Here is a 26,312-nt window from a genome sequence, read left to right on the forward strand (position 1 = left end):
AAATAAATTTAGTTTCAGCTTTAAAATGACATCAATTTGATTTTTTGTGTTGTTTTTATGTGATCAAAGCCAAAAAATGGATTTTGTTGAGAAATATATTTTGCTCTTTTTAGTTTTAATGGTAGGTTTAAAATGTGTCCATTAAATCGGAGTTAGCTAAGCACTATATGACAAGTCACTTTACTTTATCAGAACCCCCGCCCAAACAAAATGTACTTATGAATGGGGGTAATTTATGCTGATTTTCCTAGCTGAATGTTTTATCGGTCTAGCATCAATTGCTCTTACTCACCGTGTATTAACGTTGTACGGTACTAAAAAGAAGTGATGATACCCGCTAGCTAAAATAAGTAATCAACAGTTGCTTATAATTAAAAGTCCTATATCTATCGCGATCTAGGACTTTTATAATTATATTAATATCTCTTATTAAAAAATTTAATAATTCTATTGAAAATAACCTTCAATCAATTTTATTTTTTCAGTATCCAATGTATTAGTATATTGATGTAATAATGTCCAAGCCTGAATATAATCATATTTAGCTTTAATTAAATCCTGTTGAGCGCGATATAATAATTCTTCAGCATTAAGAACATCGACCATTGTTCTTTGCCCACCAATATAACTTTTCTGAGTTGCATCTAGTTGCAATTTAGCAGAAGAAACTGATTGCTCATAGGCATCCAATTTAATATTACTCGTTGTGCATATTTGGTATTGATGACGTAATTCTTGTTTAATTTGCTGGATAATGGCATCTCTTTCAAAAGCACTCATTTGATATAGTGCAGTAGATTGACGCATTGAAGCTGTTGTTTTTCCACCATTAAATAAAGGTAAACTGACATAAAAACCAACGTTCGCTGATTGATATTTCTGATTTACGGTATTATTACTATCGGAATCGCTATTAGAATAAGAAGCATAGAGTTGCACTGTTGGGAAAAATTCACCTCTATTTTTTTCTACTTCTTGTTTTGCTATTGCCATTTCATAACGAGCTGTTTGAATATTGAGGTTGCTTTGCATAGCCTCTTTTTCCCATGACTCGTAATTATTAGGTGTGATAGGTTGTAATGTAAAACTATTATTACTTAATTTTGCTATATGCTCTGCATAAGGAAGTGATGTACCAATCATTGAACTTAGTTTATTTTTAGCATTATCTAACTCAAGCTGGATATCTGTATATTGAGATTGAGTTAAATATAATCGTGTTTGGATCTCTGAAATATCTGTTTTTGTTCCTTCACCTAATTCGAATAAACGCTGACTTGATATTAGCTGTTTTTTATAAATCTCTTGCTGTGAAAGATTTAATAATAATTTATCCTGCGCATAAGCTAATTCTATATAATTATCTACTAACCTTATCACAAGCTCAGAAAATTTAACTTGATAACGACTGTCAGATAATAATGTTTTAATTACTGATGATTTGTAATCGCTAAATGCCGTGTAATCAAAGAGAGGTTGGCTAATAATGGCACTGACAGAATGACTTTGATAATTCTGATATTCGGTTCGTTCCATTTCACCTTGATTCGTGTTAATAGGATAAACTTTTCGTTGCCAATTTCGTGGGTTGTTTTGATAGTTTACATGTACACTTGGAAGTAATTGAGATAATCCAATGTTTTCATACTCTTTCCCCGCAACCTGTTCTTTAATCGCAGCATTAAACGTAGGATCATTTTTTATTGCTAAGAAATAGAGATCAGATAAACTGATGGCAAAAGCGTGAAAACTTAGCATCCATATAAATAAAATGGCAGAGAGTTTTTTTATTTGCATTATTATTCTTCCGTCAATGAAGTATGGAGCCTATCTAAAACAGGTTTGAATAAATAATTTAGTAATGAGCGGTCACCCGTATTAATAAACACATCAACTGGCATTCCTGCCTTTAATTTATTTTTCTTGTCTTCAAGAAGCGTATAATCTTTAACATTAATAAATACTTGGTAATAAGGTTCTGTCGTTCTTTCATCGAGAAGTCTATCCGCTGAAATTAACGTCACCTCTCCGGGGATTTTAGGTGTTGTATTTTGATTGAATGCACTAAACATTAAATCAACAGGAAGACCAAGGGTAACTTTATCAATAAGATGAGGGGCTAAACGAGCCTCAATAATTAATTGGTGATCTAGAGGAACAACTTCCATTAATGTTTGACCGGTTCTTACAACCCCACCTTGGGTAAAAACAGATAAATCCATTACTATTCCTGAAATTGGGGCAGTAATTTGCATTTTTTTCAGTTTATCTATTTCAATGATAAGTTGTTTTTCTGTTTCACTTATTTGTAATTGAACTTGATTAAGTTCAGTACGTGCTGATTGGTAAAAATTGGCATTGCGTTGCAATATTTTTTGCTCATATTCCAACTTCTGTTTTTCTAATGTACTTATTTGCCCAAATGTATCATTGAGATGGTTATTATTTTCAGCGAGTTCACGCTCAATTTCTTGATAACGATGACGAGGAATATAGCCCTCATTAGCAAGTGTGTATAAATCTTTGATTTGATTTTGTAAGCTATTAATTTGATGCTGCTTATTTTGTGTAGATCTTTTTAAATGAATTAAACGATTAGAAACTCCATCAATAATAGCCTTATAGCCATTTATTTCACTATGCAATTCAATATACTTTTCATTAAGTAATTTGTTTTGAAGTAGTACTAAATTATTTAAATTTTCTGAAGGAGAGTAATATTCTTCATTAAGATCTAAGGTGAATTCTGTTTTTTCATTCAATTGAGCATATAAACGCTGTTGAGTAATAAGTAAATTATCATATTGTTCTGATAAGGATTTTACTAAGGCTTTTGATTGAATAGGACTTAATTGAATAAGTGTTTGGCCTTCGGTTACTCTATCTCCATTCTTTACTAGAATATCAGTAATAATGCCTTCTACAGATGCTTGAACACTTTTTTTATTACCTGAAATTGAAACATTTCCTTTAGCAGATACGCCTTTATCTAAAGGAGCAAAAGCTGCCCAAAAAATAAAAATAGCAAGACCTAAAAGAATAACTGACCATCCTATTATTAAGAATTTCCTAGGATCATCTGAAATTCCATGAACAATATCGATTTCATTTTTTTTTGTGATCATAATAATCTTCTTAATATTAAATATTACTTTGAGTAATAGGTGTGGTTGCTGGCGTTGGCGTACTCTTTATTGCTGATGAGTTATTTAACTCAGCAATAACTGCAGTTGTAGAGCCAAATAATTTAGTGTGACCATCGAAAAGAACTAAGAGTTTATTGGTCACTGAGAGTAATTGTTTTTGATGCGTAATTAATATAACGGTTTTCTTATTTTTTTTAAGCGTTTGAATTGCTTGTATTAAAGCTTTAATACCCAAATCATCTAAATTAGAATTCGGCTCATCTAAAACAACTAAAGCAGGATTTCCATACAATGCGCGAGCTAACGCTATACGTTGTCGTTGTCCTCCTGATAACCCTTCCCCATGAGCACCAATAACGGTTTCATACCCATCAGGAAAACGTAAAATCATCTCATGAACATTTGCCATCATTGCAGCTTGAGTGACCTTTTGAGGATCTATCTCAGAAAAACGTGCAATATTTTCAGCAATTGTACCGGGGAAAAGGGCGATTTCTTGTGGAAGGTATCCAATATATTGACCAACTTCACTTTTATTCCATTGATATATATCTGCATTATCAAGGCGTATGGCACCGGTTTTAACTTCCCATATGCCAACAATAAATTTAGCTAAAGAGGATTTCCCTGAAGCACTAGGGCCAATAATACCAAGTACATCACCCGGGCTTAGTGAAAAATGAATATTATTTAATAGAGTACGTTCCGTTTGAGGATATTGAGCTTGATTAATATTGACTGTTAATTCACCTTTAGGAGCAGGTAGCGCCATTTTTTTATTTTCTTCAGGATACGCATTTAGTAATGTGGTTAATCTTTTATAAGCTTCTTTACTACTATCCCAGTTTTTCCATACACCAATAACTTGTTCAATTGGAGCTAAAGCACGACCTAATAGTATTGATCCTGCGATCATCATTCCTGGGCTAATCGAATTATCTATTGCTAGCCATCCGCCTAATCCTAACATTAAAGACTGCAGTGCCATTCGGGTGACCTTTGTTATTGCATTGACACTGGCTGCATTATCACTTGCATGAGTTTGTGCTTGTAGATATTTAAAATGAGCAATTTGCCATTGGTTTCGTAAATAACCTAACATTCCCATTGCTTCAATAGGTTGTGGATGTTCAAAATGATGGCCTTGTATTACTTGTGCTTGATTAGCAAACTCATTGGCCTTTTTTAATGATGATCGAGATAAATATTCATTAAGAATTGCCAATGAAAATAAAATGAGTGCACCACATAATGCAAATAATCCTAACCATGGATTAAATAATGCGATAACAAGAAGATAAATAGGGAACCAAGGTAAATCAAAAAAAGCAAAAATAGCATGACTTGTAATAAATTGCCTAATAGTCACTAAATCATTAAATGCTAAAGAGGAATTAATACCGGGAGTTTTGTTCAATTTTGCTTGATATGCTGCGGTGTAAATTCTTGAATTTAAAGATAAATCAAGTTTATTACTCATTCTAATGACAATAATGCTTCTTAAATACTCTAATCCTCCCATAAAAATAAATAATGCTAACATAATGAGTGTTAGCATTAATAAAGTCATTTCATTACCTGAAGGTAAGACTCGATCATAAACTTGCAACATATAAATGGAAGGAACTAACATTAAAATATTTATTAAGGCTGTAAATATTCCAATGGAAAGAAATACTTTCTTTCGCTCTTTTATAATGTTTTTTATTTCATTATTGTATTTGTTTGCTGGCATAATGTTATTCCTGATTTTATTCCTATCTGTCTATTGCTATTTACTGCATTTTTTCTATCAATACGGAGTAATAAATCTATCTTTTTTTTAATAAAAGAATATAAAAATAGCTCCGTATTGATAAAAAAAGTAGGAGAAATGTATCTCTCCTACTCAATGCCAAATTAAACAATAAAGTCAGTTTCGTAATTAACAAATCCTACAATGTCAATTTTGAAATCAGGGTTATATCCATAACCATAAGCATTAATAGCAAGTTCACTTGAGTTTGTTGCTTGATCATATTTAATGGTTGCTTCACCTGAGCGACCTGTAAAATTATCAACAAAGTTAAGGAATTTTTGGCTAAAGGTATTTTCGATTAATTCTGATAAATCAATCTTATCAATGCCTGATTTGAAGTCCATTATCTTGTCAGCAGCAGAGACTAAAGAGTCAGAGATCTCTTTATAAACAAAGGTATTGCTACCTGTACCACCCCATAATGTATCTTGACCACCGCCACCATATAGTATGTCGTTACCGCCACCACCGATGAGAATATTATCAGCATCATTTCCATAGATAATATCATTACCTGATCCACCGATTGCATTTTCTATTGTAACGCCTTGTGCAATAGAAACGTTTTTCTGTAGTCCGCCAACATCAGAGAAATGCCCCTCACGTAAATCAATAACTTGATCTTGATAATATCCTGAGAAGTCAAAAGTATCGTTACCACCGCTATCCCAAACGGAGAATATTAATTTATCGTTACTGCTTGTTGCTGTGTAATAATCAATACCTGTGTTTGAATTGAAACCATAAACATCATCACCTGTTCTGGTTGTTGTATTTGCACCATAGAGGTATTGCATTGCTGAAATATCATGAAGTAATGGTGCGCCTGCATAAGCACCTTGGAAGTGTGCGCCTGTTTCATATTCATCCCAATAACTCATAACAGTATATTGGCGACTGTCTTCAGCGTAGTCAGATTTTAAATAACCTGGTACATTTTCTCCTGCGTTATAATCTCCGGGATGCATTAAACCGAGCGCATGACCAATTTCATGGATAATAGTTAAGCGACCATAATTACCTAATTCAGGTGTTGTATTACCTGCATAATAATAATCACTAAACCAAGCTTGGCCTGAAACATCACGCCCGTAATAATCATGGGTGTTTGGTAATGTTGCATAAGCTTGGAATTTACCATATGGATCAGTAATATTCCCAAAGGTAATATCTGATTTTACATTTGGTCCTACTTCTGTAAATTTAATATTTGCGATATCAGACCATGCATCTAAAGATTGTCTTGCATGTTCTTTCTGTGTTGAATTAAATCCATAGGGATTTTTATCACCAAAGTCATTAAACTTTTTACCAGCCCAAGTTGGGAATGAATATGTTACTTCTGCGGCCTGACCGATAACATATTTCCCATTCCATGTGGAATTTTCACGTGCGATATGTTTTCCTGCGGTATCATAATCAAAAGAAGGTAGAGTTTTAGCTGAGAAATTATAAAAAATTCCACTCTTATCTAATAAATCAGAAACATTAGATAGTCCTACTGCTTTTTTTAATAAAGAAGAACCCATAATATCCTCCGGATATCAAGTTTAGGTTAAGTTTATTTTCATGTTGAAAATAGTTTAATTATCTGGCGAGCGCCAGAGATAATAAAGATAGCTAATTATTGATATTAATCCAGAGGGGGAAAATATGTTTTTAAATAATTGTGAAGTGGGGTGTGTTTTAAGTCGGAATAATTTAATTAAGTAAATAAAATTATCGTCATCTTCCCTAGAGGTATTTTTTTTATTGTTATTGTTTTATTTTGTTATTTTATTTAGATGAATATAACTTAAATCTTATACTTTATTAATCTAAGTTATATTTTTAGGTTGTTTTTAATTTTATTAAATTTATTTTTAAATGTTAAATATATCATCAAAACTAAAATTTCCCACAAGATCGATTGTATGAATATACTTTATAGATTGTATTTCTTTTGAAATAGAGAGCCGAGTAGTGTTTTCTATATTATGATAATTTATTGAAATAATAATTTTTTTATCTTCAACTAAATCTTTAATGCTGAATGTATCTTTATTCCTATCAGAAAATAACAAGCGATCATCATTTATATTGAAATCCATAATTTTATTATGGTTATTGTGATTATTAAGGCCTAATATAAAGATATCTTTCCCTTTTCCACCACTGAATTGATTACACCCTTTATCATCCCAAAGAATATCATTTCCATCAGAGCCATATAGGATGTCATCATCTTCGCCACCATAAAGCCAATCATCGCCTTTCCCACCATAAAGGACATCATTACCTTTATTTCCATAAATAGTATCGTTACCGTTATTACCATAAAGATGATTATTAGTGCGATTACCAATAATAATATCATCATTAATGCCACCAATAGCATTCTCAATGACAGCACCATATGCGATAGAGAGATTACTTCGTAATCCTCCAATGTCAGAAAAAGCACCTTCATTGAGATCTATTTTTTGTTGTGCGTTATATTTATAAAAGTTAAGAGTATCAATACCTCCGGCATCCCAAATACAACTAATAATGACATCGTCTGGTGTAGTTAAGCTATAACAGTCTCTTTGTGTATTAGAATTAAAACCATAAACAGTATCACCTGTTCGAGTCATTAAATTTATTCCATAGAATTTTTGAATTACATATATATCTATTAACAATGGAGACATAGGGAAAAGCCCCCCCAAATCTGCTTCTTCTATTTTTGGATAACGATATGTCATCACTGAATATTTGAAACTGTTTTCTTCAATATCAGGATTATTACAATCATTTCCTCTAAAGGTATGAGGTAAACCAATAGCATGTCCAATCTCATGTATATAAGTTTGAGTGTCTTTATTTCCTTTTTGTAATATTATGGGTTGATTATTTATATGACCATCTTTATTGTTGTTTTTATATAGAGTAATATGTGAATCTGTTTCTGTATAATAGTATTTTATATTATCTGATTTTTCTTTAAATGAGTCTATTTCAAGTTTTTGCTCTGGTGTTATTTTATTTTTATTGAGTTTTTTTATACGTATAGTTGTGGATATATTAATCCAAACATGTCCTCCATTACTGTAATCAGTGATTTTTTCTATTTTTTTACTGGGATCTATATTATTTAATGGGAATGTTGCAACACCTTTTACTAAGTGAGATGTGTCTTTCGTTATCTCATTTACATTATTATAAATACCAAATTTAATATTGGTGTCATATTTATTACCTTTCTTAATAAACTTAATGTTTGCAACATCAGACCATAGTTGTAATATTTTTTCGGCAAATTCTTGTTGATATTCATTTAATGTTGTAATTGTTTTATATTCGTTTTCTCTTAAATTACTCCAATCGGGAAAGCTATATGTTACTTCAGTAAAATCACTATTAAGATCTTGTTTTTTCCATCTACGTAGTGGCTTAAAGCTCTTTATTAGCTTGATAATATCATTATTTTCTAAATTTTCTAAAGAGATATCTTGACGAGTCGTACTCATAATGTATTAATTTCCTTTTTTATGAGATATTCCTTTAAACTAAATTCGCTTGAGATATTACTTGATGATTTCTCATCAAGTAATATATGAAAAAATGCTTGTATGTTAATTAACAGAATAAATCTTCATATTCGTATTCACCGATGATGTTAATATTCAAATATTTAGGTGATGATATTTCTGCTGTGTTTATTTTTAATTTTGTAATATTGTTAATGTTATCATAATAAAGGTTACCTTCATTATTATTTAGATGATTTGAATTTACAATATTAATATTATTTATAATATTGCCAAGGTCTGTTTTCTTATAAAAAAATACTTTATCAATACCAGATTCAAAATCAGTAATTAAATTTGAAGAATCATTATCTTTACTATTAAAACTAAAGGTATCATAACCTGTACCACCCGTTAATTGGTTATTCCCCATTCCTGCATCTAAATAATCATTACCTTCACCTCCATTAAGTACATCATCACCTTTATCACTAAATAAAATATCATCACCTAACCCGCCATCAAGAGTGTTATTTCCTTCAGAGTCCCAAAGATAATCATTTCCTTGTCCACCAGATAGATAATCGTCACCATCAGAACCCATGAGAGAATCATTTCCTTGTTCTCCATATAAGTAATCATTTCCTTGTTCTCCATAAAGAGAATCATTTCCTTCTCCACCATATAAGAAATCATTACCTCCTTTAGCGTATAAAGTGTCGTCACCAAGATTACCAAATAGGCTGTTATTAGCATCATTTCCAGATATAATATCTGCGTTGCTGCCTCCTATTGCGTTTTCAATAACAGTATTATAGGCAATAGAAATATTAGCTCGTAATCCTCCTACATCAGAAAAACTCCCTTCACTAAGATCTATTTTTTGGTCAACTGAATATTCTGAAAAATCTAATGTATCTATTCCCTCAGCATCCCAAATACATGTAATAATTTTATCTTCAGCGGTATTTAATGAATAATGTTCTTTTTTTGTATTAGAATTAAAACCATAAGTGGTATTACCAATATGTGTGAATTTATTTTGTCCATATGCTGATTGAATAGCGTAAGTATCCATTAATTGTGGTGTTAAAGGAGACATACCTTGAAAATCAGCATGTTTAAATTCAGGCGTGTTATATGCCATTATTGAGTATTTAGTGGTATTTTCTTCACAATCAGTTGTTTTTTGTCTAGTAAATGTATGATTTAGGCCAAGAGCATGGCCTATTTCATGACTAATAACTCGTTGTATGTCGGAGCTGTTTTTGAATACATTTTCTGTATTATCAATATGAGCTTGAGCATTGTTGTTTTTTAGTAGTAAATAATAGTCATTATTTTCTTCAATAGCATAATTAATAATATTTGCTTTAGATTTAAAATCGTTTACTCTTTTTTGTTGCTCTGGCGTTATTGTTGATTTCCTAATGTGTTCAATAATATTCATATCAGAGATGTTTATCCAAACTTGCCCGCTTAAACTATAATCTCCTACTTTCTCTATTTTATCTTTTTCTATCTTATTCTTTTTTTCTATATTATTGGGTCTATAGGCAAATCCTTTTATTGAATAGTTTGTATAACCGGTAATCTCATTGATATTATTATAAATACCAAACTTAATATCTGTGTCTTTTTCGCTTTTTACTTCAATAAATTTAATATTTGCAACATCTTCCCATTGCTGAAGTTTTGCTCTAATTAAATCTTTTCCTTTATCATTGAATGTTGTGAGTGTTTTATATTTATCACCTCTTAATATTGACCAATTAGGAAAACTATAGGTTATTTCAGTATAACCTTTTTCAATATTATAATTTTCCCATTTGTTATTTGATTCATTTATTTTCATTATGTTGTAAATATAATGAAAATTGGGTGAAATATGTTTTAAATATCTATTCATGATTAATCCTCATCTTTAAGAAGCGAGTAGTTTATCGATAACCCGCTAAATGCCTTTCAAAAAAGAGATATTTTAAATAATTTTAAGGCTAATTAATCTTATGAATTAATATTTGAATAAAAGGTGATAAAATTTATTGTTGTATAATATTTTTTGTTTATGTATTTAGACTTGTAATTGAAGAGGGGGATAGGGGATGCGTAATTTATATATTTTTTATTTGTATTTTGTTGAGTTAATGATTGTTAATCGCTAGATATAGTGAATAAAAAAGTGCTGTTATATCCATTAACAGCACTTTTTGTTTTTTTATTGTTAATTTTACTGCTTTAACCCTGGTGAGGTTACCTGCTAGGAGACAGGTTGATCGCAATAGACTAAATTTTTACTGCAAACTTCTTTTATTTACCTCATTGTGAGGAAGGTGATTCTTTTTATTTTGGGTTTAATTTAAACTATCTGCACTAATGTCTTATTGTTGTGCTGTTACTTTACCCTAGTACTTTGTGCATTTGGGAGCCAATTATAAATATGCCTTATATACCTAGAGAAAAAATAGATTACCAATCCATTGGTTATCGCTTACGTGCTTATCGCATAGCCTCTTCATTAAAAGCTGAAGATGTAGCAGAAAACTTGGGTATTTCTCGAGCTGCTGTATATCGGTTAGAAAAAGGTGAAATTGTTAAAATTGAGACACTTGATAATCTTGCTAGATTATTAAATACCTCGTTAACCAGTTTGTTGGGCATTAATACTGAATATTATTCAAGTGCAAATGGCTTTTTTGAACGAATGCGCCAGCTTGAAACTCAATCCTCACATATTTACACCCACTTCGAACCTTTCTCTTACTTATTAACTTCAGATTGTTATGACAAAACATTGGTGGAAATGCTAACAGAGGCTTCCCCCTTAAATCTTTTGTCTGAAAAACAACAAGAAGTTTTGTCTATCTTAAAAGAGCGTAAGAAACATCAGTCCTTGCATTCACCCCATATTTATAACCTTATTAGCCAACAGCAAATTGAAAAATTTCTTTACGTTGGCATGCTAGGTTCGGTCAATTTAACTAAAACAGTGCAACAAGAAAGAAAACAACGAGCAAAAAATGAGATTCTTCATTTAATTGAAAAGTTAGAACAAAAAAATAGTTATCTTAATATTGCAATCATTTCAGATACTATGCCGTCTTTGACTTTCCAATTATTTTATCAAGATAAAGTACCTCTTTCTTTAGCCGTTAGCCCGTTCCGTTTAGGTGAGTTTCCTAATGTCAGTACGGGCATAGCGACTGTGACTTCTTCAACTGAGGCAATATTTCAGTATCAGTCCCTCTTTGATAAGTTATGGTTAAAAGCCACTAAAGATGTTGATGCAATTAATCTTTTAAAACGAATAGTTAGCGATTATTGATTGGCTAATGTACCTAATGTTTCAGCTAATAAATCCGCTGCAACAGCAATATCACTAAATTCGGTAAATTCATCAGGATGATGACTAATACCAGCAACAGATGGTGTAAAGATCATTGCAGTTGGACAAAGTGGCGCCATATTCATAGAGTCATGACCTGCACCACTTAGCATGGTCATGTAGTTGATATCATGTTTTTGGCATAAACTTTCAATAACTTGGCAAATTGAATCATCTAGTTTTACTGGCGATTCAGCAGAAATCGGTTGAACATCAATAGCGACACCAAAATCTTTTTCTGCTTTTTCAACACTATTATTCAAGCGCTGTACAACACGTTGAATACTTTCAGTATCAATACCACGAATATCCACTGAAAATTTTACTTGCCCAGGAATAACATTCATGGAGTTTGGTACAACATTGAGCTTACCAACTGTACCAACAGTGCCATAAACAGCTTCAGTACATGCCGCACGATTGATATCTGTAATAATACCCGCACTCGCCACTAGAGCATCTTGGCGCTGGTACATTGGTGTAGCTCCAGAGTGATCCGCATGGCCATTAACCGTAACCGAGAAACGAGTTGGCGCAGCTATTCCGTTGACAATACCGATAGTTTTTTTGTCATTCTCAAGGCGTTTACCTTGCTCTATATGAAGCTCAACAAAGGCACTAAAACGATCTTTTGTGATTAAACAATCATCAAAATTATCATGTTGATAGCCTAAAGATTTTAGAACTTCAAAAAAGTTATTGCCGTCGTCATCTCTATTCTGCTCCCAGCGAGCTCTATCTATTTTGCCTGTTAAAACTTTACTGCCAATGCATGAAAAGCCAAAACGGCTAGATTCTTCTGCACGGAAAACAACAAGCTCAAGGTCTCGTTTAAGTTGTTGTGGTTTGTATTGCATTAAGGCATAAAACCCAGCGATAACACCCAAAGCTCCGTCATAAGCACCACCTTGAGGTACGGTATCAAGGTGAGAACCAGTACCTATTGCGGGTAGTGAGCGATCCTTGCCTGGCAAACGAGCGTAAAGTGTACCAATACCATCACGATAAACTTCAAGCCCAGCTTCTTTCATTAAACCAGCAAGATACAGATGTGCGGCTTCATCTTCTTCGCCATAGGCAATACGAGTGATCCCTTTGCCACTGTTATCTTTTTTATAGATTTGCATTGTTTCAATTAACGCTTTCATATCGTCAATTGAATAGTGAATTGCTGTATCTTGTTGAGTCATAAGAGAATTCTCCCGTGGTTTTTGTAATATCCCTTTGTCTAAAAAATGAGACAATTTAAGGATTAAAAAAGCCATCTTAAAAGATGGTCACTGTTTTTATGATCATTGCCTATTATATTTACTGCTGTAGTTATATTTCGTCAATGATAATTAAGGTGAATTTCATATTCTGTGAGGTAGGTATTAATTAAAAGGAGATATATATCTAGAGTATTTCTTAAATGAACTTAATTTGTATGATAAATGTTATAAAATAGATCGCTTTTATTTTAAATATATAAAAGAGTATATATTTAAAGTTTTAAATGAAAATAAGAATTAGTATTGGTAGTGGTTTTTATTAGAGTGAAATATTATTTATGATAAATTTCAATCTTTTTATAAAATAGAATAAATAAACTTTAATGATATTAAAGTAATATTGTTAAAATGATAAGCATCCTATTTATATAGTTGAAGTTAAAATCAATTCTTTATTTTAGTAATATAAGCTTTTATCTTCAGGTGAATAGGAAAAGGAAGTAACAGCTGGTGCTCAAGGTAGCTCTGAAATGTTGAATATGGTTAAAAATATTGGTGTAAAAATAGTTTTAAAAAATGAGAATTATTCATTGAAGATGAATGTAATTAAATAATACCATTATGTAAGTACATGTTTTAGTGAAAATATTGCAAAATAGAGCTCCACCATTTTTTATGTTTTGTTGAAATTAGATAATCATCGCTAAAAGAACCACCACTTAGATAAAAATTATCATAATCTCCAAATACCTAATGGTTCAAAATTACCTGAAAAATTATAAGCGTCTTTAATATAAAAACTTATATTATCAATAATAATCGCTTTTCGAATTTCTGATAAATCGTAATATCCACGAATACAAAGCTCTAAATTTCCTGCACCGATGGCAGCCCTTAATTCATCACCCATTTCAAAGGCAGGAGTGGTAGAAAACCAATGATCCATTAAGTTAGTTGCTGCATTCTATCCCATTTTTTATTTCAATCCAAATGGGAATTGCCCCCCATTTGATGGTAATTCCCTTTTTTAACAGGAATTGCCTATGAAAAAAGGAACAGAACCTTGGGGTACTGAAAATGAAGGGCTATCTGTTAATGCAGCAACGGGCGATATTATAACGATATTAATGTCATGCTGTTATGAATGAGAGCGATTGAAAAAGGGGTTAATTCAAATAGATGGTTGACATTTAATAAGCAAAATGAGCAGGAGGCAAAAAGAAAAAGGCTCTGACTAAATCACAATGGGATGATATTACCGTCGAATGGTACACTATCTAGAACTAAGAAAGAAGACCTCAAAAATTTATAAAGTGCAGAAAGCAAAAAACCAGCCCTAAGGCTGGTTTTTCTAAAGATGGTGCCCGAACTCGGAATCGAACCAAGGACACGGGGATTTTCAATCCCCTGCTCTACCGACTGAGCTATTCGGGCAACGGGGCGTATTAAACCCGATATCGCCTTGCTCGTCAACGTTATTTATCACAAAACCGTTTGATTGCTGTTTTTTTAAACTTATTGATTAATAAAACGCTATTTGACGTGGGAAATGAATAAAAATAAAGCTGAAAGTGTTTTGTGATACTTAAAAAACACATGACGATAAGCCATTTATTGAGCCTCAGTAACAAAAAAGCTTCCCCAAACTTATTGAGGAAGCTTTATTTTTAGACTAATCATCAACTAACGATAGTTACGTTGAGCCGTACTGACCTTCTCAAGATAACGACGAGATTGATCGGCAGGGTGTTTATTACGTAATGTGGTATACACCTGTGTTGGCGCTAAGTTGTTAATCATAGCCGCCGCTTGTTTCTTATCGTTATGGAATATCCGCAACACGCTACCTGCACCACCGTTGTAAGCCTGTATAACGGCGTAGCGACGTGAAACAGGATCTTTGATATCTCCAAGGTAACTATTTTGCAATATCGAAATATAAGCCGCACCTGCATCGATATTATTAGCAGGATCAAATAAGTAACTACGACTTGGTTGTCCTGATTTTCCTTGCATCCGGAATACATCTCGACCTGCGGTTGCTGGCATAATCTGCATTAAGCCGAGTGCATCAGAACTGCTCACCGCATATGGATTGAAACTGGATTCAATCTGCATAATTGCCAAGATCAATGATGGCTCAACACCATATTTAGCTGCTGCTTGTTGTACTAGTGGTAAATATTTATGAGCACGTTGATCAAGGTGATTAGGAACAAGATTAAGAGTGACATACCAAATTGTGTTCATACCGGATTGACGTTTTTGTAATTTATTGGCAATCAGATAATCTGCAAATTTATTGGCGCGCCATTCCCAACGTATAGGTTGCCCTGTGTTATCGAGTACTTGTCCTAATAAAAAGGGTTCTGTACTGTGAGGGATATTATTGATATCAGAATAAAGGTCGATAGAGCCCGGATCTTCACCCATTAATAATGTAGTGACAATCGCTTTATGTAATTGGAATTGAGGTGCATCATTACCTAATGTTTCGATCGTGATCGTACCTGCTTCAAAGTTAATATGGCTACGGGTTTTATAAGCGTCAGTGTATTTTACGTAGTCTTTAGGGCCTGCGATTAATACTTCCTTCATACCCCAAATCATTTCGATATTATTGGCGAATTGCCCCATAAGAATATCGAACGCATTGGTATCCTTTGCATAATCGGGTTCAAATGTTTTTGGTGGTTGACTACTACATGAAATGAGTAGAGGGGCGATAATCAGCAAGAGAAGGATTTTTTTCATGGTCAATTGCATCGCTATGGTGAATAAAATACCAGAGCCTTAAAGGCTCTGGAAAAGTGAATATTATTTTTCAGGTGGTGTATAGCCGTCAATATGAACATCATGGCCTTCAAATAAAAATCTCACCATTTCTTGTTCTAATAGTTTGCGATCGTCAGGATTCATGGTGTTAAGTTTTTTCTCATTGATAAGCATGGTTTGTTTTGCCATCCATTGAGCCCATGCTTCTTTTGAGATTTCATTGAAAATGCGCTTTCCAATTTCTCCTGGGTACAACTGAAAATCAAGTCCATCAGCTTCTTTGTTAAGGAAAGTACAAAAAATAGTTCTGCTCATAATAAATCCTCAATATCGCAGGTATTAGCTTAGGCTAATTGTCTAAGTAAATTCTCTACAGGTGCTGCTAGCCCTACGGTTGCAGGTGTCTGTAAGTTATACCAAAGTCCTTTTTGCTCCTCCATCATAGAGGTAAACGCTGAGAGTTTTACGCAAATTGGCACAATATCTAAATGAAAGTGGCTAAAAGTATGTCTAAATGAAATCAGTTGCTCGGATTCATTATTATCAAGTCCATGCTCAGTTAACCATTGTTCTAAAAGCGCTTGTGTTTCAAATTGAGGAAAGGCAAATAACCCACCCCATATTCCTGCTGGTGGTCTTTTATCCAACCAAACAAGATTATCATATTGTAAAATAAGAAAATAAGTTGTTTTTTCTGGGATGACTTTTTTCGGTTTTTTCCCAGGATAATCCGCCCAATTATTTTGAGCATAAGCGATACAGCCAGTATTTAATGGGCATAATTCACATTTAGGCTTACTTCTTGTACAAACCATGGCACCTAAATCCATCATTGCCTGATTAAAATACTCTATACCTTCGGTTGGGGTGACGTTTTCGCTGATCTCCCACAATTTATTTTCAACTTCTTTTTTACCCGGCCATCCTTCAACTGCATAACAACGTGCTAAAACACGTTTCACATTACCATCAAGAATTGGATAAGGTTTTTTCAGTGATAACGATAAAATAGCACCAGCGGTTGAACGTCCAACACCGGGTAAGGCACAAACGTCCTCAAAGGTATCAGGAAACTGCCCTTGATGTTTATCTACAATGTGTTGTGCCGCTTTATGTAAGTTTCTTGCTCTTGCGTAATAACCAAGGCCAGTCCAGAGATGAAGTACTTCATCTAGAGGGGCTTTAGCTAATGCGTTGACATCAGGAAAACGTGCAATAAAACGCTCAAAATAAGGAATAACCGTTGCAACTTGAGTTTGTTGCAACATTACCTCTGATAACCATACGTGATAAGGCGTTTTTTCTTGCTGCCAAGGGAGCGTTTTACGCCCATATTTGTGATACCAATTGAGTACGACTTGCGAAAATTGCAGAGCTTCCATCATGTTTTATTTTATTAACTCATGTTCTGATTAAGGTAAGATTGCACCACAGAGAGAATAAACTGTAAACACTCTTAATATTTATCTTATAGAGTGATGCTTCTATGTGTGACTCTTGCTAAACTTAGTGATCTTTGGATAATGTCGGTTAAGTTGCACTCTTGCGACATTATAACGATTTTAAGTAAATAATTGGCCTAACGACTGACAGTATTAGACATGATCAAGAATGTAATTTCTCCGGAATTCAATGAAGAGGGGCGTGCGTTACGACGCGTTCGTAGTTTTGTTCGTAGACAAGGCCGTTTAACGCCTCGTCAAGAGCAAGCATTAGAAACACAGTGGCCCGCCTTTGGCATTGAATATCAACCGGAACCCATCGACTTCAGTCAGGTTTTTGGACGCGAAGCGCCTGTAATTTTAGAAATTGGCTTCGGCATGGGTGCATCGCTCGTGACTATGGCAAAAAATACACCAGAAAATAATTATTTCGGTATTGAAGTACATGCGCCGGGTGTTGGTGCTTGTCTTGCAAGTGCTGAAGAAGAACAATTAAGCAATCTGAGAGTCATGTGTCACGATGCGATTGAAGTGCTCAATCATATGATCCCAGATAATAGCTTAAAAATGGTTCAGCTATTCTTTCCTGATCCATGGCACAAAGCGCGTCATAATAAACGCCGAATTGTTCAAGTGCCTTTTGCAGAATTAATTTTAAATAAATTAACGTTAGATGGTGTTTTTCATATGGCGACAGATTGGGAGCCATATGCAGAACATATGCTTGAAGTAATGACAAGTGTTGAAGGTTATCAAAATTTGTCAGAAACTCAGGATTATGTACCACGACCAGAAACACGACCTGTGACTAAGTTTGAAAAACGTGGTCATCGTTTAGGGCATGGTGTCTGGGATCTTATGTTTAAGAGGGTAAAATAATGGCTAAACAACGTAGTCGCCGCTTACGCAAAAAAATGCGTATCGATGAATTTCAGGAATTAGGTTTCTCAGTTAAATGGACTTTCCCAGAAAATACCCCAATTGAGGAAGTAGATCGCTTTGTTGATGAACTGATCCTCAAAGTTATTGAGCCAAACGGGCTGGCATTTGATGCAAGTGGTTACCTGAGTTGGGAAGGCTTAATCTGCTTACAACAAATTGGTAAATGTACAGAAGAACATCGCCAATTAGTCGAAAACTTCCTAAAAGAAAGCAAAATGCAAGATGTACAAACCTCTGAACTATTTGATGTTTGGTGGGATTGATAGAAAGTTATACATTTAGCAAATAATAACAAGGGCATCCAAAAGGATGCCCTTGTCTGTCTGGGGAAGGGACTGTGACTACAACGTTATCTAACGCATTACTGTCAGATATTTTGCAACAAATTCGCCCATTAATCGGGCAAGGAAAAGTCGCGGATTATATTCCCGCATTGGCTCAAGTACCTCCAGAACAGCTTGCTATGGCTGTTTATACGGTTGATGGTGAACTCTATCAATCAGGCATGGCAGATAAGCGTTTTTCAATCCAATCTATTTCTAAAGTACTCAGCTTAACGCTTGCTTTAACTCGTTATGAAGAAAATGAAATTTGGCAACGTGTAGGAAAAGAGCCATCAGGGCTACCTTTTAATTCCTTGATACAGCTAGAAATGGAAAAAGGAATACCACGTAATCCTTTTATTAATGCGGGTGCCATTGTTATCACTGATATGTTGCAGTCTCGCTTAAGTGCGCCTAAGCAAAGAATGTTAGAAGTGATCCGTTTTCTCACTGATACTCCTGATATTTGTTATAACTCAGTGGTTGCAAAATCAGAGATGGAGCATCTTAGTCGAAATGCCTCTATCGCTTATCTAATGAAATCTTTCGGTAATTTTGAGAACGATGTTATTACGGTACTGGAAACCTATTTTCACTACTGTTCAATAGAGATGAGTTGCACCGAGTTAGTGCGATGTTTTAGCTATTTGGCTAATCAAGGTACATGTGTGGGTAATAAAAATCAGATTATTACGCCAAGACAAACCCGCCAAATAAATGCGTTAATGTTAACTTGTGGCATGTATGATGGTGCCGGTGAATTTGCATTTCGTATCGGTATTCCCGGAAAATCAGGCGTCGGTGGTGGCATTATTGCCGTTGTTCCCGATGCTTTTACGGTTGCAGTTTGGTCACCCGAGTTGGATAAATCAGGTAACTCATTAGCAGGTTGTGCAGCACTTGAATTATTAGCAAACAAAGTAGGGCGTTCCATTTTTTAGGTGTGTTTTCAGGAGGTTGTTATGAGTTTAAAAAATATTGCTGTCACCCTGTTTTTTGTTGCTGGTACAGCAAATGCATCACCAAGTTTTGATTGCGCTGTAATGCCAAAAGATGATTTACGCATCACCTCTGAATTTGTTGAAGTTGCGGGTTCACATGGTCTAATGGTGATTTATCCTGACGGTACATTAATTCAAAACGAAAAAAGTGCCACATTGACACCACAACAACAAGAACTGGCAAAAAAATATCAAGCCACTGTCAGACGAGATGTACCTTGGTTAAGAACGGAAACTGGGGTAAAACTGCAAGATTCGCGCAAAGTGCTTGATAAAGTGGTGATTGAAGCTTTTGGTAAAGATAGCAATATCCTCAATAGATTAAGTCGATTAGAGAAAGATCTTAATCAGCAAATGGATAGAGTGGTCAGTATAGAACCGAATAACATTACATTCCATTCTCAAGCCATTAAAGACGTTGAAGCCAAAGGCAGGGAAATCGTAGAAAGTAGCCTTGGTGGTATGTTGCAAGACAGCATTAATGAGTTGGGGAAAAAACAGTTATTAGCCGCCGCGGGGGGGGATAGTAAAAAAGCCTTAGGTGGATTGTTAGGAAACTTAGATGGTTTTCAAAAAATTATAGATCAGGAGTGGAAACAGCAAGAAGCTGCATTTACTCAATTTGGTCAGCAAGCTTGCAGCAAAATAACCCAGATGGAGAGTCAACGAGTTGAGCTTGTCAATTCTTTAAAGGAGTCGCATTAGCCTCTCCCTACATTACATCTAATATATAAATAGTTGGCTCACAATAATTGAAAATAACAATGAAAATCATTCTTATTCAATTGACTTGTGAGGGGAGCTGTTTAGAATGCCCTGTTTGAGTATTCCACTTAAACAGGGCAAAATTAATGAAGAAGATCCTTCCTTTAGTTATCGCATCTATCCTTTCTGTAACCAGTTTCTCTGCGTTAAGCAAAACGCCAATCGAATACCAACCTAACCAAGTTATTAGCCAAAATAATGACAAGATGGTGATAAAACACCAGTTGGGTGAAACATCGGTTACTAAGAACCCTTCAAAAGTGGTTCTATTTGATTTTGGTCTCTATGATTCTTTAGTTGAGTTAGGTTTAGCCGATAAAGTGGTTGGGTTACCGTTAGGTAATGCACCTGCCTATATTAAAGGAAGTATTGCAAGTAACGTTGCTAATGTTGGTGGCATGAAAGCGCCTGACTTAGAAAAATTAGCCGAAATTAAACCTGATTTAATTATTATTACGGGTCGCCAAGGTGCCTCATATGAGGCTTTAGCGAAAATTGCACCAACCGTTAATTTAGGCACTAACAGTGCAAATTATCTCAATTCAGTTGAGTCAAATATCAAATTATTAGGTGAATTATTTGATAAACAGCAAGCGACTCAAGAGCAAATTGCCAAATTAAATACTGTTATTGAGCAAGCCCAGAAAAAAGCAGCAGGGTCGGATAAAAAAGTTTTAGTATTATTACATAACGCTGGCAATTTAATGCCTAACAATCAAAGTGTTGTTTATGATGTTGTTAAAGCAAAAAGAGCTGAATTACCGCCTGTTGCTGAAGAAGAGAAAGGCAAGCGTCGTGTTGTAACGCCTGAAATGATCGCAAAAGCCAACCCTGATGTTATTTTAATTGTGGATCGTAGCGAAGCTATTGGTGCTGATAAATTAGACAAAGCAACATTTGAGAATGAGATAATAAAAACAACTTCAGCCTATAAAAATGGCGGTATTGTTTATCTACAAGCTGATCTTTGGTATCTTTCTGGCGGTGGCTTAGATAGTTTAACTAAACAAATTGAAGCGGTAGAGAGTGCGCTTTAATTGATTAATCTTTAAGGTTTGTTATTAAAGAAAAATGCCCAACTGTGAATATTCAGTATGGGCATTTTTAAGTTAGCTATTTGAAATCAGTAATATTAAAGAAATAACTCAAGCAATGAATTGAGGAACAGCTTGCCATGAGGTGTAATTTGCCAGTGAGTGTCTGATTCACTGATATAACCTAAAGACAAAGCTTCATCTATTTGATGGCGAATAACTTCTTCAGAAAGCCCTGTGTAATCACTGAAATCTTGTCTTGGGAATGCTTCTAATAGACGAAAACGGTTCATAAAAAATTCAAATGGACGGTCATCATTATCAACAAAATTTTGCTGGTGGAGATAACGACCTTCCATAAAACCTTTAGGATGCTTGGTTTTTACTGTTCGCATTATGCGACCATCTTCAAAGCTTATTTTTCCATGAGCACCACAACCGATACCTAAATAATCCCCGAAACGCCAATAATTTAAGTTATGCTCACATTGAAAGCCCGGCTTACAATATGCTGATGTTTCATATTGTTGATAACCTGCTGCTGTCAGTAATTTGTCACCTTCTGAGAAAATATCCCACAGCATATCGTCATCAGGCAATTTCGGTGGACGAGAGCCAAATTGTGTATTAGGTTCAATGGTTAATTGATACCAAGACAAATGTGGTGGCGATAACTCTATTGCTTGCTGTAAATCAGAAAGTGCTTGAGATAATGATTGGTCTGGTAATCCATGCATTAAATCTAAATTAAAGCTACGTAGGCCTAATTCTTTGGCTAAACGAGCGGCATTTTTAGCTTCATCAGCGTCATGTATGCGCCCTAAGCGAATAAGTTTATCGTTGCCAAAACTTTGCACACCAATAGAAATACGATTTACACCCGCACGTTGGAATCCAGCAAAGCGTTCAGCTTCTACGGTTCCCGGGTTAGCTTCCATAGTAATTTCTGCATTAGGGCTAACAGCAATGCGCTCTTTAACGCCATAGAGTAAATCAGCCATTGACTCAGCGCTTAATAAGCTAGGAGTACCGCCACCAATAAATATGGTTTGGATTTCACGGGAACCCACGTGAATAAGATCGGCATCTAAGTCATTGAGTAAATGTTGCACATATTCCTGATGTGGGACTTCGCCTTTTAGTGTGTGTGAATTGAAATCACAATAAGGACATTTTTGTACACACCAAGGAATATGAATATACAAACTTAATGGAGGCAACTTAAGCATTCTTAAGAGTATCCAACATTAATTTAAGTGCTTTACCACGATGCGAATGCTGATTTTTTTGCTCTTTAGTTAATTGTGCCGCAGTACAATTTAATTCAGGAACAAAGAAAATAGGATCGTAGCCAAATCCACCTTCACCATGCATTTCTGTGCTCAATACACCGTGCCAAATACCGTGGAAAATTAATGGAGTTGGATCGTTCTCATGGCGCATATAAACTAATACACAGTTAAATTGTGCTTGGCGTTTTTCAGCAGGCACATCTTTCATTGCATCAAGCAATTTATCCAGATTTTGCTGATCACTCGCATCAACACCCGCATAGCGTGCTGAGTAAATTCCTGGAGCACCACCTAAAGCATCAACCGAAATACCTGAGTCATCGGCAATTGCGGGTAGACCAGTTACTTTTGCTGCATGACGCGCTTTAATCAGCGCATTTTCAACAAAGGTTAGGCCCGTTTCTTCAACAGAATCAACACTAAGCTCTGTTTGAGCAACAATATCTAAACCGAAATCAGAAAGCAAAGAGGCTAGCTCTTTGACTTTTCCCGGATTTCCTGTTGCAAGGACTACTTTTTGCATGAGTGTTATCCTTAGTAAAGCGTTACACTAAGTAGCCATTGTAAAACGTCTACACGCAGATAATTCAGGGCGTAAAGCACAAGAATAACAATCATTGCTGAGAAATCTAAGCCACCCATCGCAGGAATGACACGACGAATCGGTGCCATTAAAGGTTCTGTTAATTGAAATAAAAGATGATCAATTGGATTACGACCTTGGCTTACCCAGCTAAGAATTGCACGAATAATGATTAACCAGAAAATCATCTTACCTGCTGCTGTAAGCAGTTCAATAAAAGCAAATGGGAACATCAAAGAGAAAGGAATTGATGTTCCTGATAAGTAAGATGGAATAATAATACCTAGTAGGATTAATACATATGCTAGTAATATGGAGGCTGTATCAATAGGGCCAATAGAAGGAATAATACTTCTTAATGGGCGAACAATTGGCTGTGTGATCTTGACGATAAATTGTGAAAAAGGATTATAAAAATCAGCTCTGACACATTGCATCCAAACACGTAATAACAGTACGGATGTGTAGAGTTGAAGAAGAGTCAGAATGACGAAATTTAAAAAATTCATTAGTTGGCCCTGATGAAATTAAAATTGTTTTTCCATTTCTTGCGCACGTTTAATCGCAGCTTGCATGGCAGAAGAGACGTTTTCAGGTAATTTACCTTCATAAAACTGCATAAGTGCAGCTGCAGTCGTTCCACCTTTTGATGTTACTTGTTCACGTAAAGTTGAGAAAGGCAACATGTGTTGTTTCTCTGCTAAAGCGGTAGAACCACTTGCTGCTTGTTGCACAATAGCTCTTGCTACTTCAGGTGAAAAACCTAAACGTTCTGCTTCTTGTTGCATTGATTCCATAAACAAGAAGAAATAAGCGGGTGCACTACCAGCAACGGCGATAATATCATTGATGGCAGATTCTTGCTCTACCCAAACGGTTGTTCCAACACTTTTCATTAATTCATCGGCAAACTGTTTATCTTGAGATGAAAGTGAATTGTGCGCGAACATACCACTTAAACCTTTACCTACAAGGGCTGGGGTATTTGGCATAATGCGTACGAGCTGTAATTGAGTCGCAAAATAGTCGTTATAACGTGTAGCAGGAATACCAGCAGCGATAGTGAGGACTAACTTTTTACTCATATCGATATTTTGTAAGGGCTTACAAACTTCTTCCATCATTTGTGGCTTTACTGCCAGCACAATAACATCCGCTTTCTCAACCGCATCAATATTGTCATTAGTACTATGAATACCGAACTCTTTTTCTAATGGTTCACGGCGAATGGCAGAAGGTGAGCTGACTGTAATTTTATTTGCTGGATATCCACCTTGAACCAATCCTGCAATAATGGCTTGAGCCATATTTCCAGCGCCAATAAATGCGATGTTACGATGTTCCATATAAACCTCTATTTTTATTTAGTCGCGTAATCTCTTGCGCCAAAAATTGCCGTTCCAATACGAACGAGTGTTGAACCACAAGCAATAGCAGCTTCCATATCACTCGTCATTCCCATAGATAACGTATCTATATGGGGATATTGAGATTGTAATTGTTTAAATGCGAGATGCATTTTTTCTAACACTTCAACTTGTTTGTCATAATTGCTTTCAGGTGCAGGGATTGCCATTAATCCGCGTAATTTAATGCCTGAAAGAATAGAAATTTGTGCCGCTAGTCCATCAAGTTCAGTCAGATTAATACCTGATTTACTGTTTTCATCGCTAATATTGATTTGAATAAGGACATTTAATGGTGGCAATGAGTCAGGACGTTGGTCACTTAATCTTTGAGCGATTTTCAATCTATCAATGGTATGGCACCAATCGAAATTCTCAGCAACAAGGCGTGTTTTATTTGACTGTAAAGGACCGATAAAGTGCCAAACTAGGGTGTGGTTATCAGCAAAATAATGGATTTTATCAACGCCTTCTTGGACATAGTTTTCACCAAACTCAGTTTGTCCACACGCTATTGCTTTTTCGATATCACTCGCAGGTTTTGTTTTACTTACTGCAAGTAATGTTATTTCTTCTGAAGAACGGCCGCATTTCTGCGCTGCTGTGTCAATGTGAGACCTGACATTGACGAGATTCTGTTTAATAGTATTCATGGCAACTCAGGAGATAATAAGATGAAAATGGAAAATTTAATTGCATATAGTGTAAAGCATAACGCCTCGGATCTGCACCTTTGTTGTGGTGATGTACCACGATTGCGGATCAATGGAATACTTTATCAACAAAATCAATGTAAACCTATCACTTCTGATAGTCTATTAGCGTGGTTTTTGCCTTTTTTGAGCAACACCCAAAAGCAAACTTTTGAGAATGAGGGGCAGGTTGATACAGCACTCACGCTATCATGTGGGCAACGACTTCGTGTCAATTTATTTCGCCAACAAAAGGGGGTTTCAGCTGTATTAAGAATAATTGAAACACAAATTCCTTCTTTAGATAAACTTCGAGTACCTAAGTCGGTTTCAACACTTTTAGACAACTATTCTCATGGGCTTATTTTAGTGACGGGAGCAACAGGTAGTGGGAAATCATCGACATTAGCGGCAATGATCAATCATTTAAACCAATATCAACGTCAGCATATTTTGACATTAGAAGATCCCATTGAGTTTATACATAGCAATAAGCAAAGTATTGTGCAGCAAAGGGAAATAGGGCGAGATGTTCAGCATACTGCAAATGCGATAAAGAGTGCTCTACGCCAAGATCCAGATGTCATTATGTTAGGTGAATTAAGAGATGCACAAAGTATTCAGTTGGCATTAACTGCAGCAGAAACGGGACATTTGGTGCTGGCAACATTGCATACTCAAGGGGCGGTACAAACGCTTGAGCGCGTGACTAATGTATTTACAGGCAATGAGCGACAATGGATTTCATCACAGCTAGCGTGCAGTTTAAGGGCGATAATTTCACAAGAGTTAGTCTCTTCAACTGAAGGTGGACGAGTGGCGTTATTTGAAATAATGCAGGTCACACAGGGTATTTCACATCTTATTCGAGAAGGAAAATACCACCAAGTGACAACATTAATGCAAACAGGTAGTGAATACGGTATGCAAACCTTCATGTTAAGTCGGCAACAACGCCAACATGAAGGTTTAATTCAAGCTGAGTGATAACCTATAAGTAAGAATAGGTAATTATTACTAGTTGGA

At 35.1% G+C, this 26,312-nt stretch carries 23 protein-coding genes and 1 tRNA gene; 7 read left to right on the plus strand and 17 right to left on the minus strand.

The window, feature by feature from the left end; genetic code table 11:
* Positions 1 to 447: 447 nt before the first annotated feature.
* The 6 genes from GTH25_RS04075 to GTH25_RS04100 all read right to left on the minus strand — a co-directional run bounded on the left by GTH25_RS04075 (position 448) and on the right by GTH25_RS04100 (position 10,344).
* Positions 448 to 1,797, minus strand: coding sequence for a TolC family outer membrane protein (locus GTH25_RS04075; protein ID WP_226891870.1), 1,350 nt, complete (start codon positions 1,795 to 1,797; stop codon positions 448 to 450).
* Between the two features lie 2 nt (positions 1,798 to 1,799).
* Positions 1,800 to 3,125: an HlyD family type I secretion periplasmic adaptor subunit gene (locus GTH25_RS04080; RefSeq protein WP_075674099.1), complete on the minus strand. Its 1,326-nt coding sequence runs from the start codon at positions 3,123 to 3,125 to the stop codon at positions 1,800 to 1,802.
* Between the two features lie 16 nt (positions 3,126 to 3,141).
* Entirely contained in the window at positions 3,142 to 4,881 is a 1,740-nt protein-coding gene (locus tag GTH25_RS04085; RefSeq protein WP_075674100.1) for a type I secretion system permease/ATPase, read from the minus strand.
* A 164-nt stretch (positions 4,882 to 5,045) separates the two neighbouring features.
* Positions 5,046 to 6,473, minus strand: coding sequence for a ZapA family metalloprotease (locus GTH25_RS04090; protein WP_075674101.1), 1,428 nt, complete (start codon positions 6,471 to 6,473; stop codon positions 5,046 to 5,048).
* Positions 6,474 to 6,806: 333 nt separating this feature from the next.
* A complete protein-coding gene (locus tag GTH25_RS04095; protein ID WP_164530346.1) occupies positions 6,807 to 8,435 on the minus strand; it encodes a M10 family metallopeptidase C-terminal domain-containing protein in 1,629 nt (542 codons plus the stop codon).
* Between the two features lie 109 nt (positions 8,436 to 8,544).
* Positions 8,545 to 10,344, minus strand: a complete 1,800-nt coding sequence (locus GTH25_RS04100; RefSeq protein ID WP_075672322.1) for a M10 family metallopeptidase C-terminal domain-containing protein — start codon at positions 10,342 to 10,344, stop codon at positions 8,545 to 8,547.
* 531 nt (positions 10,345 to 10,875) lie between these two features.
* On the opposite strand from GTH25_RS04100, the gene GTH25_RS04105 reads away from it, so the two are divergent.
* Positions 10,876 to 11,760, plus strand: coding sequence for a helix-turn-helix domain-containing protein (locus GTH25_RS04105; RefSeq protein ID WP_075672323.1), 885 nt, complete (start codon positions 10,876 to 10,878; stop codon positions 11,758 to 11,760).
* On the opposite strand, the gene GTH25_RS04110 is transcribed toward GTH25_RS04105, so the two are convergent.
* The 6 genes from GTH25_RS04110 to mutY form a co-directional block, all read right to left on the minus strand.
* A complete protein-coding gene (locus GTH25_RS04110) occupies positions 11,754 to 13,010 on the minus strand; it encodes a Zn-dependent hydrolase (RefSeq protein ID WP_075672325.1) in 1,257 nt (418 codons plus the stop codon). The genes GTH25_RS04105 and GTH25_RS04110 overlap by 7 nt on opposite strands.
* Before the next feature lie 754 nt (positions 13,011 to 13,764).
* Positions 13,765 to 13,977: a DUF6402 family protein gene (locus tag GTH25_RS04115; protein WP_075672327.1), complete on the minus strand. Its 213-nt coding sequence runs from the start codon at positions 13,975 to 13,977 to the stop codon at positions 13,765 to 13,767.
* 412 nt (positions 13,978 to 14,389) lie between these two features.
* Positions 14,390 to 14,465: transfer RNA gene (locus tag GTH25_RS04120), tRNA-Phe, on the minus strand.
* 249 nt (positions 14,466 to 14,714) lie between these two features.
* Positions 14,715 to 15,785: a membrane-bound lytic murein transglycosylase MltC gene (mltC, locus tag GTH25_RS04125; protein WP_075672445.1), complete on the minus strand. Its 1,071-nt coding sequence runs from the start codon at positions 15,783 to 15,785 to the stop codon at positions 14,715 to 14,717.
* Between the two features lie 63 nt (positions 15,786 to 15,848).
* Entirely contained in the window at positions 15,849 to 16,121 is a 273-nt protein-coding gene (locus tag GTH25_RS04130) for an oxidative damage protection protein (RefSeq protein WP_006534840.1), read from the minus strand.
* A gap of 29 nt (positions 16,122 to 16,150) precedes the next feature.
* Complete coding sequence (gene mutY, locus GTH25_RS04135) at positions 16,151 to 17,191, minus strand: A/G-specific adenine glycosylase (RefSeq protein WP_075672329.1); 1,041 nt, start codon at positions 17,189 to 17,191, stop codon at positions 16,151 to 16,153.
* A gap of 216 nt (positions 17,192 to 17,407) precedes the next feature.
* Between mutY and trmB the strand changes: the two genes are divergently transcribed.
* From trmB to GTH25_RS04160, 5 genes are all read left to right on the plus strand, one after another.
* The gene (gene trmB, locus GTH25_RS04140; RefSeq protein ID WP_075672331.1) at positions 17,408 to 18,127 is read left to right on the plus strand and encodes a tRNA (guanosine(46)-N7)-methyltransferase TrmB; all 720 of its coding nucleotides are present in this window, start codon (positions 17,408 to 17,410) and stop codon (positions 18,125 to 18,127) included.
* Positions 18,127 to 18,453, plus strand: coding sequence for a YggL family protein (locus tag GTH25_RS04145; protein ID WP_023581025.1), 327 nt, complete (start codon positions 18,127 to 18,129; stop codon positions 18,451 to 18,453). The genes trmB and GTH25_RS04145 overlap by 1 nt, the downstream gene beginning before the upstream one ends.
* Before the next feature lie 74 nt (positions 18,454 to 18,527).
* Entirely contained in the window at positions 18,528 to 19,454 is a 927-nt protein-coding gene (gene glsB, locus GTH25_RS04150; protein WP_075672333.1) for a glutaminase B, read from the plus strand.
* Positions 19,455 to 19,475: 21 nt separating this feature from the next.
* Positions 19,476 to 20,219 (plus strand): DUF2884 family protein, encoded by a 744-nt coding sequence (locus tag GTH25_RS04155; protein WP_075672335.1) that lies wholly within the window; start codon positions 19,476 to 19,478, stop codon positions 20,217 to 20,219.
* A gap of 146 nt (positions 20,220 to 20,365) precedes the next feature.
* Entirely contained in the window at positions 20,366 to 21,316 is a 951-nt protein-coding gene (locus GTH25_RS04160) for a siderophore ABC transporter substrate-binding protein (protein ID WP_109420371.1), read from the plus strand.
* A gap of 95 nt (positions 21,317 to 21,411) precedes the next feature.
* Here the strand turns inward: GTH25_RS04160 and hemW are convergent, their stop codons facing one another.
* From hemW to GTH25_RS04185, 5 genes are read right to left on the minus strand one after another with little or no spacing between them, the layout of a single operon-like run.
* A complete protein-coding gene (gene hemW, locus GTH25_RS04165; protein WP_075672339.1) occupies positions 21,412 to 22,542 on the minus strand; it encodes a radical SAM family heme chaperone HemW in 1,131 nt (376 codons plus the stop codon).
* Entirely contained in the window at positions 22,535 to 23,128 is a 594-nt protein-coding gene (locus tag GTH25_RS04170) for an XTP/dITP diphosphatase (RefSeq protein ID WP_075672341.1), read from the minus strand. Before GTH25_RS04170 ends, hemW begins: the two co-directional genes overlap by 8 nt.
* Positions 23,129 to 23,139: 11 nt before the next feature.
* Positions 23,140 to 23,697: a YggT family protein gene (locus GTH25_RS04175; RefSeq protein ID WP_164530347.1), complete on the minus strand. Its 558-nt coding sequence runs from the start codon at positions 23,695 to 23,697 to the stop codon at positions 23,140 to 23,142.
* Between the two features lie 18 nt (positions 23,698 to 23,715).
* Positions 23,716 to 24,534, minus strand: a complete 819-nt coding sequence (proC, locus tag GTH25_RS04180) for a pyrroline-5-carboxylate reductase (RefSeq protein WP_075672345.1) — start codon at positions 24,532 to 24,534, stop codon at positions 23,716 to 23,718.
* Between the two features lie 14 nt (positions 24,535 to 24,548).
* Positions 24,549 to 25,247 carry a YggS family pyridoxal phosphate-dependent enzyme gene (locus GTH25_RS04185; protein ID WP_075672347.1) on the minus strand — a complete coding sequence of 233 codons (699 nt, stop codon included), beginning with the start codon at positions 25,245 to 25,247 and terminating at the stop codon, positions 24,549 to 24,551.
* A gap of 21 nt (positions 25,248 to 25,268) precedes the next feature.
* On the opposite strand from GTH25_RS04185, the gene GTH25_RS04190 reads away from it, so the two are divergent.
* On the plus strand, positions 25,269 to 26,273 hold the full coding sequence (locus tag GTH25_RS04190; RefSeq protein WP_075672349.1) for a type IV pilus twitching motility protein PilT: 1,005 nt from the start codon (positions 25,269 to 25,271) through the stop codon (positions 26,271 to 26,273).
* Positions 26,274 to 26,312: the final 39 nt, after the last annotated feature.

The organism is Proteus terrae subsp. cibarius, from assembly GCF_011045835.1.
Classification (GTDB): Bacteria; Pseudomonadota; Gammaproteobacteria; order Enterobacterales; family Enterobacteriaceae; genus Proteus; species Proteus cibarius.